Below are 12045 nucleotides of genomic sequence, written 5' to 3' on the forward strand. Positions count from 1 at the left end.
AACCTTACCAGATTCATTTTCCGTTCCGTTCCCGGTTCGGATTCTGTTTCCGGCGGCCGTTGGAGGGCCTTTTGTCTTTCGACTGCCTTTCGGCGATCTCGACTTTATCAGAGTCTTTTCAGCCGAGCTAATCGGCTTCGTGATCCGAATAAGGAATCGAGTGGCTCTGCGGAAATCTCGTTTCCGTTGAGAGCGAGAGAGATTCTAGTTGTGACACTCGGACGTGTCCATCCGAGGCAACCGTTAAAATCTACCTCCCCACGCCGACCCTGTCAACGGTCTTCGTGGGCGGAGGAGAGACTAGCAGCTCACAGGCCCTGTCCGCACATCACGCGGCGGTGGGGAGCTCCGCGCTCCGTTCGGATACGTCCACGTCGCCCACGTCGCCGGCGCGGGCCGCACGGCCGCCGAGCACGTACACGTACGCGAGAAAGACCAGCTCGGCGACGATCCCGATGGCGATGCGGGCCCAGGTCGGGAGGCCGGAGGGGGTGACGAAGCCTTCGATCAGGCCGGAGACGAAGAGGACCAGGGCGAGGCCTATGGCCATGCCGAGGGCTGCGCGGCCCTGTTGTGCGAGGGCGGTGCGGCGGGGCTGGGGGCCCGGGTCGATGAGGGTCCAGCCGAGGCGGAGGCCGGTGCCGGCGGCGACGAACACGGCGGTGAGTTCGAGCAGGCCGTGCGGGAGGACGAGGCCGAGGAAGGTGTCGAGGCGGCCGGCGGAGGACATGAGGCCGATGCCGACGCCGAGGTTGGCCATGTTGAGGAAGAGGATCCAGAGGACCGGGACGCAGAAGAAGGCGCCGAGGACCAGGCACATGGCGGCGGCCTGGGCGTTGTTCGTCCAGACCTGGGCGGCGAAGGAGGCCGCGGGGTGGCTCGAGTAGTACGTCTCGTACTCGCCGCCGGGACGGGTGAGCCGGCGCAGTTCGTCGGGGGCGGCGATGGCCGACTGGACCTCGGGGTGGGTGCCGATCCACCAGCCGATGATCGCGGCGAGGAGGGTGGAGAGTACGGCGGTGGGGATCCACCAGTGGCGGGAGCGGTAGATCGCGGCCGGGAAGCCGGCGGTCAGGAAGCGGGCGGCATCGGTCCAGGAGGCGCGGCGGGTACCGGCGACGGTGGAGCGGGCGCGGGCCACGAGCTGGGTGAGGCGGGCCGTGACCATGGGGTCGGGGGCGCTGGACTGGATGAGGGACAGATGGGTGGCGGTGCGCTGGTAGAGGGCGACGAGCTCGTCGGTCTCGGCGCCGGTGAGGTGGCGCCCGCGGCGCAGGAGGTGGTCCAGGCGGTCCCACTCCGCGCGGTGGGTCATCACGAAGACGTCGAGGTCCATGGTCGGCTGCTGCTCCAGGCACTGGGGTCGTACGGAAGGGTGGTTCGTTTCGTACGGACGATTCGTACAACTGCTCGTACTGCTGCGGCGCGCTTCGGGTCAGCTTGGCAGACTGACGTTCGGAGGGGTCGTGAAGGTCGAAGACTGAAGGTCGAAGAACCGTCATGAAAGCCGGAGAGAGGGTGGGCGCGTGAGCGGGGTTGTGACCGGGGATGCCGTTGTACTGGGGCTTCGTCCGGCGAGGCTGCCCAGTCGGGCGCTGGCGCTCGCCATCGATCTCGCCGTGGTGTGGGCGGCGTACCTGCTGATATCCATCGGCCTCGCGATCGCGACCGCCTCGCTGGACGAGGCGGCGGTGACGGCGATGTCGATCGCGACGTTCGTGCTCGTGCTGGTGGGGGCGCCGATCGCGGTGGAGACACTCAGCCATGGGCGCTCGCTGGGGAAGATGGCGTGCGGGCTGAGGGTGGTGCGGGACGACGGGGGGCCGATCCGGTTCCGGCACGCGCTCGTGCGCGGGGCGATGGGGGTCGTGGAGATCCTTATGACGTTCGGGGTGATCGCCTGTATCGCTTCGCTGGTGTCGGCGCGGGGGCGGCGTATCGGTGATGTGTTCGCGGGGACCCTGGTCGTACGGGAACGGGTTCCGGCGGCGCGGGCCGTGCCGGTGCCTCCGCCACCGCCATGGCTGGTCGGGCGGTTCGCAGAGCTGGATCTGTCCGGAGTGCCGGACGAGCTGTGGCTGGCGATACGGCAGTACCTGACGCGCATGAATCAGCTCGATGCCGAGGTGAGCCTGTCTCTGGCGGGGCGGCTCGCCGACGACCTGGTGGCGCGTACGGGAGCGCCCGCGCCGGCGGGGGTGCCCGCGGCGGCGTATCTGGCGGCCGTGGTGAACGAGCGGCAGGCGCGGGAGGCGCGGAGGGCGTTTGCCGCTGCGGGGGCTGCGAGGGCAGGAGTTTCGGGGGCGGCGATGACGTCGATGCCGGACGGGTCGGCTGCTGCGGCGCACCCGGCTTCGTATCCGTCTCCGTACCCGGGGGCCGTGGCGCCGTACCCGGGGGCGGTGGCGCCCGGGGCCCCGAATCCGGCTGCGTCGACGCCGTACCAGGCTGGTCATCCGGTGCCGACGCCGGCAACGTCCCACACGCCGTCCTCGTCATCGGCGGGTCCCGCTTCAGCGGGTGCGGATACGGGTCGGCAGACAGACGGGGACGCGGCGCCGCCTGCGACGGGGTTCGCGCCGCCCGCCTGAGCGCCGGCGCGGAGCGGGGTCATGGAAAGACCGAGGGCGGGCTCTCGAGGTCTTCGAGTTCGATGCCGGGGGCCGAGAGGACCACGTCGCCGGCGATGTGGACCGTGTGCTGCTCGCCCGTGTCCAGCGCGCTGACCTGGTATTCGTCCACGGTCAGGGGGCCGTTGTCAGTGGCGTGCGCTTCACTCTTCGTGAGGGCCCAGGACTGGTCGACCGTGCGGGGGGCGAGGACCGGGTCCGTGAAGGCGACGAGTCGGACGCGGGTCGCGGGGGCGCCGGGGGTGAGCCGGAGCAGCCGGGACGTCGCGACGAGGAAAGCGGGGGACGTGCCGGTGAAGGCGTGGGCGCGGACATTGCCTTCCGTGGCATGAGTGCCCGTGGGGTCGGTGCGGACCCAGGTGACGCCGTCGATGGCGGCGCCTCGGACCTGCCAGCTCGCCGCGTGCAGTTCGAGACGGATGGGTCGGCCGAGCTCGTCGAGGGCCAGATCGACGGAGCCTGCATGGTCGCCGGAGGGGGTGGTCAGCTGGGAGACGTAGCGCCAGCCGGAAGGGCCGGGGGCGCAGTGGAAGTGTTCTTCACCGAGGGGGGTGTGATCGTGCGGATCATGGAGCGAATAGCGGCCGCGGGGCATGGGGGCGCCTGATTTCTCGGGGTACGGGGCAGGCCCCCGGCACGGGGGTGCGGGGGCCTGCCTGGTGCGCTGGTACCACCGCCGGCTGGTCGGCCTTGGATCAGCTGATCGGAGGCCGACCTGGCGGGTTGGTCAGTAGCGGTCAGTAGCGGTAGTGGTCGGGCTTGTACGGGCCCTCGACCTCGACGCCGATGTAGGCGGCCTGCTCGGGGCGGAGCGTCGTCAGCTTCACGCCGAGGGAGTCGAGGTGCAGGCGGGCGACCTTCTCGTCGAGGTGCTTGGGCAGCACATAGACGTCGGTCGGGTACTCCTGCGGCTTCGTGAACAGCTCGATCTGGGCCAGGGTCTGGTCCGCGAACGAGTTGGACATCACGAAGGACGGGTGACCGGTCGCGTTGCCCAGGTTCAGCAGGCGGCCCTCGGACAGCACGATGATCACCTTGCCGTCCGGGAAGGTCCACGTGTGGACCTGCGGCTTGACCTCGTCCTTGGCGATGCCCGGGACCTTGGCCAGACCGGCCATGTCGATCTCGTTGTCGAAGTGGCCGATGTTCCCGACGATCGCCTGGTGCTTCATCCTGGCCATGTCCGAGGCCATGATGATGTCCTTGTTGCCCGTCGTGGTGATGAACAGATCGGCCGTCTCGACGACCTCGTCGAGCGTCGTGACCTGATAACCGTCCATCGCCGCCTGGAGCGCGCAGATCGGGTCGATCTCGGTGATGATCACACGGGCACCCTGACCGCGCAGGGACTCCGCACAGCCCTTGCCCACGTCACCGTAACCGCAGACGACCGCGACCTTGCCACCGATCAGGACATCCGTGGCGCGGTTGATGCCGTCGACCAGGGAGTGCCGGCAGCCGTACTTGTTGTCGAACTTCGACTTGGTGACCGCGTCATTGACGTTGATCGCCGGGAAGAGGAGCGTGCCCTCGCGCTGCATCTCGTACAGACGGTGAACACCGGTCGTGGTCTCCTCGGTCACGCCGCGGATCTCGGACGCCAGGCGGGTCCACTTCTGCGGGTTCTCGGAGAGGGTGCGGTTCAGCAGGCGGAGGATGTGGCCGTACTCCTCGCTGTCCGCCGTGGACGGGTCCGGGGCCTCGCCGGCCTTCTCGAACTCGACGCCCTTGTGGACCAGGAGGGTGGCGTCACCGCCGTCGTCCAGGATCATGTTCGGGCCGCCGGTGGGCGAGTTCGGCCAGGTCAGGGCCTGCTCCGTGCACCACCAGTACTCCTCCAGGGTCTCGCCCTTCCAGGCGAAGACGGGGACGCCCTGGGGGTTGTCCACGGTGCCCTTCGGGCCGACGGCGATGGCGGCGGCGGCGTGGTCCTGGGTGGAGAAGATGTTGCAGGACGCCCATCGGACCTCGGCGCCCAGGGCGACCAGGGTCTCGATCAGCACGGCGGTCTGCACGGTCATGTGCAGGGAGCCCGTGATACGGGCGCCGGCGAGCGGCTGCGAAGCGGCGTACTCCTTGCGGATCGCCATCAGACCGGGCATCTCGTGCTCGGCGAGGGTGATCTCCTTGCGGCCGAAGACGGCGAGGGAAAGGTCGGCGACCTTGAAGTCCTGACCGGCGGCGACAGTCGTCATTGCGAGCTGCTCCTCAAGTGGGTGGTCGAGGGGTGGGTAGGGCTGGATGGCTCTGCGGCCACTGCGGCGATACGGGCACACGAAATGCCCGGACGCCCGCAGGCGTCCGCAGCGCAGTCCGTCGGAGGCCCTCTCTCCCTCGGCCGGTCCACAGTCGCGGACCGCCCGACCGCCATCAGCAGCGACGTCTGGCTCTGGTCACGAATCTACACCGATCGGCGTCGGCGCCCACAGCCCGCCCATGGCCCCGCCGTGGCTTGAAAGGGCCCGGAGACCCGCCGGAAGAGCGCCTTCCGCACCCCGGACGAGGGGCACGAACGAATCGAGCAGCCTGCACGCGAAGGGCCCCGGACCGTTGTCACGGTCCGGGGCCCTTCGCACACGTCAGTGGGCCGACTGGGGGCCAGGGCCGCCCGGGGACCTGGCCGGGTCGGGGCCCGCGGCAGCCGCCGCCTCGCTGTAGATGTCCGGCTCCAGGTAGATCACGCGCGCGATCGGAACGGCGGTGCGGATGCGGTCCTCGGCAGCGTTGATCGCCGCCGCGACCTGGGCGGCCGTGTTGTCGTGCTGGACGGCCACCTTGGCGGCGACCAGCAGCTCCTCCGGGCCGAGGTGGAGCGTACGCATGTGGATGATTCCGGTGACGGTGCTGCCGTCGACGACCGCCGCCTGGATCTTCTCGACGTCCTCGGCGCCTGCCGCCTCTCCGAGGAGCAGCGACTTGGTCTCGGCCGCGAGCACCAGCGCGATCAGGATGAGGAGGATGCCGATGCAGAGCGTGCCGATGCCGTCCCAGACTCCGTTGCCGGTGAGCAGGGCGAGACCGACGCCGCCGAGCGCGAGGACCAGACCGACCAGCGCGCCGAGGTCCTCGAGGAGGACGACCGGGAGCTCGGGCGCCTTGGCATGACGGACGAACTCCTTCCAGGAGCGGTCGCCGCGCAGGCCGTTGGACTCCTTGATGGCCGTGCGGAACGAGAACGACTCGGCGATGATCGCGAAGACGAGCACGCCGATGGGCCAGTACCAGTCCTTGATCTCGTGCGGGTGGCTGATCTTCTCGTAGCCCTCGTAGATCGCGAACATGCCTCCGACCGAGAAGAGCACGATCGAGACGAGGAAGGCGTAGATGTAGCGCTCGCGGCCGTAGCCGAACGGGTGCTGCGGGGTCGCCTCGCGCTGCGCCTTCTTGCCGCCGAGGAGCAGCAGGCCCTGGTTGCCGGAGTCGGCGACCGAGTGGACGCTCTCCGCGAGCATCGACGAGGAGCCGCTGAAGAGGAACGCCACGAACTTGGCTACCGCGATCGCGAGGTTCGCGGCGAGTGCCGCCACGATGGCCCTGGTTCCGCCTGACGCGCTCATGGGTGCGGGATGTCCTTCCTCGAAGCTCCTGATGTACGGGCGCGGCAAGCACCCGAACTCGTGCCGGGCAAGCCTCGGCACGGCGGGCCATTGTTGCAGCAGCCGGTAGGGACGGAGCGTCAGGCCACCACTGTGGCACGGAAGACCGTGCCTGAACCGGACAGTTCGGCCTTTTCTCCCGCCGGTATGAAGACCGACTCACCCGGCGCGAGCGTGACCTCGCCCGAGGCGCCGCTCGCCTTCGGGCGGCCCGCCGTCGCCAGGAGGATCTGCGGGGTCGCGGCGGTGACGTCGACGGGCGCCGCGCCCTCCGACCGCACGTAACGGGACAGCCGGAACTCGTCGATCGGGGTGTCGTACACCTCCTCGCCGGACGGCGACGCCTCCGGGCGCAGCACGCCGGGGTCGGACGCCTCGAAGCGGACGATACGGAGGAGCTCGGGCACGTCCACGTGCTTGGGGGTCAGCCCGCAGCGCAGGACGTTGTCGGAGTTGGCCATGATCTCGACGCCGAGGCCGCTGATGTACGCGTGCGGAACGCCGGCGCCGAGGAAGAGGGCCTCGCCGGGCTGCAGCCGGACGTGGTTGAGCAGCATGGCGGCGATGACGCCCGGGTCGCCGGGGAAGTGGTGCGCGATGGCGGCGTACGGGGCGTACGGGCCGCCGAGGTGGTCCGCGGCGGCCGCGGCCTCGGTGACGGTGTGGGCCATCTCCTCCGGGTCGGCGGCGAGGACGGCGGTGAGGACCTCGCGGAGGGCGGCCTCTTCCGGGTGGGCGTGGAGGAGGTCGACGTACGGCTTGAGGGAATCGACGTCCAGGCCGGCGATGAGGTCGGCGGCTTCGACGGGCGGGCGGAAGCCGCACAGTCCGTCGAAGGGGGTGAGGGCGCAGATCAGTTCCGGCTTGTGGTTGTCGTCCTTGTAGTTGCGGTGGGGCGCGTCGATCGGGATGCCGGCGCGCTCCTCGGCGGCGTGGCCCTCCTTGGCCTGGGCGAGGTCCGGGTGGACCTGCAGGGAGAGGGGGGCGCCGGCCGCGAGCAGCTTGAGCAGGAACGGGAGGCGGGGGCCGAACTTGTCGGCGGACGCCGCACCGAGTTCACGTACGGGATCGGCGGCGATGACGTCGTTCAGTGCGCCGCGTTCGGTGCGGGAGGGCGCTCCGGGGTGGGCGCCCATCCACATCTCGGCCTGGGGCTCGCCGGTGGGGGCGATGCCGAGGAGGTCCGGGATGAGGGTCGTGGAGCCCCAGGCGTAGGGGCGCACGGTGTTGGAGAGGCGGTCCATGAGGGGAGATCCTCACCTCGGTACGTGGCTGGTTCGTGGCTGGTACGTGACGGATGTCCGGCGCTTCGGGTGGCCTTGGGTGGCCTCGCGTGGCTCAGGGGTTGCCGCTGGTCGCCGCCAGAGCCAGATACCCGGCGGCGAAGTCGGTCACGGCGAGGAGCTCGGCGAGGGTCTCCAGCTCGCTGCCCTCCTCCGGCTCCAGCTCGCTGATGGCCGTGTCATGGCTGAGCGCGAGTTCGCGAGCCGCGGGGGCCGCGGTGAGGCCGCCCTCCGTACGGTCGCGCACGAGCAGGACGCGGGCGCGCAGGGCCTGGGGCTCCTCGACGCGGTCGCGGAAGAAGTCCTCGGGGTCGGCGCCCGCCGCGAAGTCGCCCGCGAGGAGGACTCCGTGGGCGGGGAGCGCCTCGGGGAGCTCGGCGGCGAGCGCGGGCAGGCCGGCGAGCTCGGCCAGTACGGCGGCGAACCGGCGGCCGACCGGGGCTGCGGTGCCCTCCGTCCAGATGAGCGGGAGGGTGTCGGCGAGCTCGGCGGCGAGCGTCTTGGCGGGATTGCTGTACGTCGCGATGGCGGGGCCGCAGCGTTCGGCCATGCGGTCGAGCCGGTCGGCGACACTCTGGAAGGCGTCCGGGGGCGCGCTGAGCAGGCCGACGCGGTCGAGGAGCGCGAGGAGCGGGGTGAACAGGGCCCAGAGCGCGCCCGGGCTGGCGGCGGCCTGCGTCTCGTCGTACAGCTCGTACGGGGCGGTCGCCATCGGCACCACCAGGCCGTGCACGCCGTCGACGGCCTGCGAGAGCGGGGAGCGCTGCGGGGCGACGGCGACGACGGTGCAGCCGCGGCGGTACGCCTGCTCGGCGAGGAGGGCGAGGCCGGGCTCGCTGCCGTCGGTGGTGGCGATGAGGAGCAGGTCCACGGAGCCGGCCCAGCCGGGGAGCGCCCAGCGCAGGGCGCCGGCTGCGGGGGCGACTCCGGTGGGGTGCAGTCGGGCCACGGGGGCGGAGGCGCCGGCGAGCGCGGAGATGAGGTCGGCGACACCGGTGGCGGCGGTGCCGGCGCCTGCGATGAGGACGGCACGGGGGCGGCCCTCGGGATTCAGCTCGGCGATCCCGGCCTCGGCGGCGTGCCGGGCGGCGGTGCGGACGCGCGCGCCGGCCTCCGCGGCGCCGCGGAGCAGTCCGCGGCGATCGGCGCGGGCGAGGGCGTCCGGGGCGTCGAGGAGTGACTCGTCGAGCATGGTGGTGGGCCTCCGATTCGCCGTACGGGGTGCGGGGGCGGGCTTACGCCGGACGCGTCGGACGGGGCACGTCGGACGGGCGCGTCAGGCGCGGCGCGTCAGGCGGGGCGGCGGGCCTCGTCGACGAGGAGGACGGGGATGCCGTCGCGTACTGGGTACGCCAGGCCGCAGTCCTTGCCGGTGCAGATCAGCTCGGGCGATTCGGCTGCCGTTTCGTCGCTGAGCGGGGCGTGGCAGGCCGGGCAGGCGAGGATCTCCAGGAGACCGGCTTCGAGCGGCATGAGGGTGTCCCTTCGAACATGCGGTTTGGGCCAGGTCAGCCTACCGCCGGGGACCGGCCGACGCGGCTCGGCGTGGCGGGCACGGGGCACCCCCATGGGCGGCACCGTCCGCCCTGGCCGCCTGACCGCGTCGCCGCGTGGCCGCCTGACCGCGTGGCCGCGTGGCCGCCTGGTGGCCGGCCGTCCGGCATCCCCGTACCCTGCGCCCCGCGCCCCTTGCGGGGTGCGGCGGCGTCGCGCCGCCGCACCGAGGCATGCCCGCGGGACCGTCAGCTGCTGCGGACCAGGTCCAGGATCTCGTCGCGGACCGCGATCATGGTGAGTTCGTCGCGGGCCTCGACGTTGAGGCGGAGGAGGGGTTCCGTGTTGGAGGGACGGAGGTTGAACCACCAGTCGGGGGTGGCGATCGTGAGGCCGTCGAGTTCGTCGATGGTGACGTCCTCGCGGCCTGCGAAGACCTTGCGGACCGCCGCTGTGCGGGCCGTCTGGTCGGCGACCGTGGAGTTGATCTCGCCGGAGCCGCGGTAGCGGTCGTAGCGGGCGAGGAGGGCGGAGAGGGTGCCCTCCTGGGTGCCGAGGGCGGCGAGGACGTGGAGGGCGGCGAGCATGCCCGTATCGGCGTTCCAGAAGTCGCGGAAGTAGTAGTGGGCGGAGTGCTCCCCGCCGAAGATCGCGCCCGTGCGGGCCATCTCCTCCTTGATGAAGGAGTGGCCGACGCGGGTACGGACCGGCGTGCCGCCGTGTTCGCGTACGACCTCCGGCACCGACCACGACGTGATCAGGTTGTGGATGACCGTGCCCCCGGGGTGCTTCTCCAGTTCACGGGCCGCGACCAGCGCCGTGATCGCCGACGGCGAGACCCCCTCGCCCCGCTCGTCGACGACGAAGCAGCGGTCGGCGTCGCCGTCGAAGGCGAGGCCGATGTCCGCGCCCTCGGCGCGCACGCGGGCCTGGAGGTCCACGATGTTCTTCGGGTCCAGCGGGTTGGCCTCGTGGTTCGGGAAGGTGCCGTCCAGCTCGAAGTACATCGGTACGAGCTCGATCGGCAGCGGCGCGAAGACGGTGGGGACCGTGTGGCCGCCCATGCCGTTGCCCGCGTCCACGACGACCTTCAGCGGGCGGATCGACGCGACGTCCACCAGGGAACGCAGGTGCTCCGCGTAGTCCGTGAGCGTGTCGCGCTCGCTGACCCGGCCGCGGGCCTCGACCGGGGCGGGCGCACCCTCCGCGACCCAGCCCGCGACGATTTCGCGGAGCTCCGCCAGGCCGGTGTCCTGACCCACGGGCGCCGCGCCCGCCCGGCACATCTTGATGCCGTTGTACTGCGCGGGGTTGTGCGACGCCGTGAACATCGCGCCCGGCAGACCGAACTGCCCCGACGCGAAGTACAGCTGGTCCGTGGAGCAGAGCCCGATCAGCGTCACGTCCGCGCCCCGGTCGGCCGCGCCGCGCGCGAAGGCCGCCGAGAGGCCCGGCGACGACGGGCGCATGTCGTGGCCGACGACGATCGCGTCCGCGCCGGTCACCTGCACGAAGGCGGCGCCGAACAGCTCGGCCAGCGACTCGTCCCACTGATCGGGCACCACCCCGCGGACGTCGTACGCCTTGATGATCTGCGACAGATCAGCAGCAGCAGATGCAGCCACGGCCCAACCCTCCTGAAGTCTCTGCGGTCGCCTCAAACTACCCGCAGCAGACGGCACACAGTGCCCTCACACGGAGTCCGGCCGCCCAGCAGTCCTTCAGGAGTCGCCGCCCAGGCATCGGGGCCGGCGCAGCAGTCGCGACTCAGGCATCGGAACGGGCTCAGGAGTCGGGGGAGCGCAGCACCCGCAGATGGCCGCGGCGCCCGACCTCCATCGGGTCCCTGCGCGCACCGGCACCGCCGCCCCCCTCGGCCGCGCGCTGGGGGCGTGCCGCCTCCCGGACCGCGTTGGCCAGCGCTTCGAGGTCGTCGCCGCTGGGCCGGGTCGGGCCGGAGCTGTCCGCGAGCCGTACGACCTCCCAACCGCGCGGGGCGGTGAGGCGCTCGCTGTGCTCGGCGCACAGGTCGTAGCAGTGGGGCTCGGCGTAGGTGGCGAGCGGGCCGAGGACCGCGGTCGAATCGGCATAGACGTACGTCAGTGTCGCGACGGCAGGGCGGCCGCACGCGGTGCGCGAACAGCGACGTACAGGGCTCACGACGTTGGACGGTACCGCACTCTTGAGCGGGCCGCGACGACTCTCCTCCAGGTCACTCCACCGTGTCGTACTGTGACGTCCGACACAGGCCCCTTCCGGGCGGCCGCTCTGACCTGGGCGGGAAGGAAAGCGGCCGGTCGGCGGCCGTGGGCGATCCGGTCACGGCCCGATACAAATCGCGCCAATCGCGATGACAGCGGCGATCGCACAGGGGCATGGAATCGAGCCCAAGCTTGGCCGGAATGTTCAATAAGCGACATGCCGCCTGGGGCGGAGCGACATGCCGCCCGGCGGGCGAGCGGCCTCGGTGCGCGCACGCCGCGGAGAGCTACCCTGCGTCAGTGATGGACAGTCCTGTACCGCCCCGCCCGACCGAGCCGAGGGATGCGAGGGAGCCGCGGCCGCGCCGCCGCGACCGGCACGGTCGCGGTATGCGAGGGCCCGTCGCCCCGCCCCAGGTTCCGCTCTCCGCCAGCAGGGCCGAGACGTTCCGCGATCTTGTGCAGGACTCGGTCGAGCGGCTGGAGCGGCGCTGGCCGCAGCTCACCGAGGTGGAGTTCCTGGTCCTGGAGGTGCCGGGATCGCCGGACGAGACCGTGCCGCTGGGCCGCTCGGTCCCGGCCGCCAAGGGGCAGCCGGCGCGGATCGTCGTCTACCGCCGGCCGGTGGAGATCCGCACGAAGAACCGCGACGAGCGTGCCCTCCTGGTCCATGAGGTCGTCGTGGAGCAGGTCGCCGACCTGCTCGGCCTCTCGCCGGAGTCCGTCGATCCCCGGTACGGGCAGGACTAGGTCCTGTCCGGTCGATCAGGCCGGATCAGTGAGCGGGGTCTGGTGCCGTACATCGCAAGGCGGAGGAGGAAATCGACGCGGAGCGTCGGTG

12 protein-coding genes are annotated in these 12045 nt (G+C 71.3%); 3 read left to right on the plus strand and 9 right to left on the minus strand.

All coding sequences use genetic code 11. From position 1 onward, the window contains the following. A partial coding sequence (locus ACWCXB_RS36095) for a hypothetical protein (protein ID WP_450728654.1) occupies positions 1 to 190 on the plus strand: 190 nt, incomplete at its 5' end. Positions 191 to 328: 138 nt separating this feature from the next. On the opposite strand, the gene ACWCXB_RS36100 is transcribed toward ACWCXB_RS36095, so the two are convergent. Beyond that, positions 329 to 1336 carry a stage II sporulation protein M gene (locus ACWCXB_RS36100; RefSeq protein WP_450728656.1) on the minus strand — a complete coding sequence of 336 codons (1008 nt, stop codon included), beginning with the start codon at positions 1334 to 1336 and terminating at the stop codon, positions 329 to 331. 190 nt (positions 1337 to 1526) lie between these two features. On the opposite strand from ACWCXB_RS36100, the gene ACWCXB_RS36105 reads away from it, so the two are divergent. Then, on the plus strand, positions 1527 to 2591 hold the full coding sequence (locus ACWCXB_RS36105) for an RDD family protein (RefSeq protein WP_450728658.1): 1065 nt from the start codon (positions 1527 to 1529) through the stop codon (positions 2589 to 2591). Positions 2592 to 2610: 19 nt separating this feature from the next. Here the strand turns inward: ACWCXB_RS36105 and ACWCXB_RS36110 are convergent, their stop codons facing one another. From ACWCXB_RS36110 to ACWCXB_RS36145, 8 genes are all read right to left on the minus strand, one after another. Further along, complete coding sequence (locus ACWCXB_RS36110; RefSeq protein WP_450728660.1) at positions 2611 to 3225, minus strand: hypothetical protein; 615 nt, start codon at positions 3223 to 3225, stop codon at positions 2611 to 2613. A gap of 142 nt (positions 3226 to 3367) precedes the next feature. Continuing rightward, complete coding sequence (gene ahcY, locus ACWCXB_RS36115) at positions 3368 to 4825, minus strand: adenosylhomocysteinase (protein WP_450728662.1); 1458 nt, start codon at positions 4823 to 4825, stop codon at positions 3368 to 3370. A 384-nt stretch (positions 4826 to 5209) separates the two neighbouring features. Then, positions 5210 to 6187: a cation diffusion facilitator family transporter gene (locus ACWCXB_RS36120; protein WP_450728664.1), complete on the minus strand. Its 978-nt coding sequence runs from the start codon at positions 6185 to 6187 to the stop codon at positions 5210 to 5212. Between the two features lie 119 nt (positions 6188 to 6306). After that, positions 6307 to 7470, minus strand: a complete 1164-nt coding sequence (manA, locus tag ACWCXB_RS36125; RefSeq protein ID WP_450728666.1) for a mannose-6-phosphate isomerase, class I — start codon at positions 7468 to 7470, stop codon at positions 6307 to 6309. Positions 7471 to 7564: 94 nt separating this feature from the next. After that, positions 7565 to 8701, minus strand: a complete 1137-nt coding sequence (locus ACWCXB_RS36130) for an SIS domain-containing protein (protein ID WP_450728668.1) — start codon at positions 8699 to 8701, stop codon at positions 7565 to 7567. A 98-nt stretch (positions 8702 to 8799) separates the two neighbouring features. Next, positions 8800 to 8982: a Trm112 family protein gene (locus ACWCXB_RS36135; protein WP_351227744.1), complete on the minus strand. Its 183-nt coding sequence runs from the start codon at positions 8980 to 8982 to the stop codon at positions 8800 to 8802. Positions 8983 to 9251: 269 nt separating this feature from the next. Continuing rightward, the gene (locus tag ACWCXB_RS36140; protein ID WP_450728670.1) at positions 9252 to 10628 is read right to left on the minus strand and encodes a phosphomannomutase/phosphoglucomutase; all 1377 of its coding nucleotides are present in this window, start codon (positions 10626 to 10628) and stop codon (positions 9252 to 9254) included. A gap of 160 nt (positions 10629 to 10788) precedes the next feature. Beyond that, positions 10789 to 11214 (minus strand): DUF3499 domain-containing protein, encoded by a 426-nt coding sequence (locus tag ACWCXB_RS36145; protein ID WP_450728674.1) that lies wholly within the window; start codon positions 11212 to 11214, stop codon positions 10789 to 10791. A gap of 293 nt (positions 11215 to 11507) precedes the next feature. Between ACWCXB_RS36145 and ACWCXB_RS36150 the strand changes: the two genes are divergently transcribed. Further along, positions 11508 to 11954 carry a metallopeptidase family protein gene (locus ACWCXB_RS36150; protein ID WP_450728672.1) on the plus strand — a complete coding sequence of 149 codons (447 nt, stop codon included), beginning with the start codon at positions 11508 to 11510 and terminating at the stop codon, positions 11952 to 11954. The last annotated feature ends 91 nt before the right edge of the window (positions 11955 to 12045 follow it).

It is taken from the genome of Streptomyces sp. NPDC001514 (genome assembly GCF_053597075.1).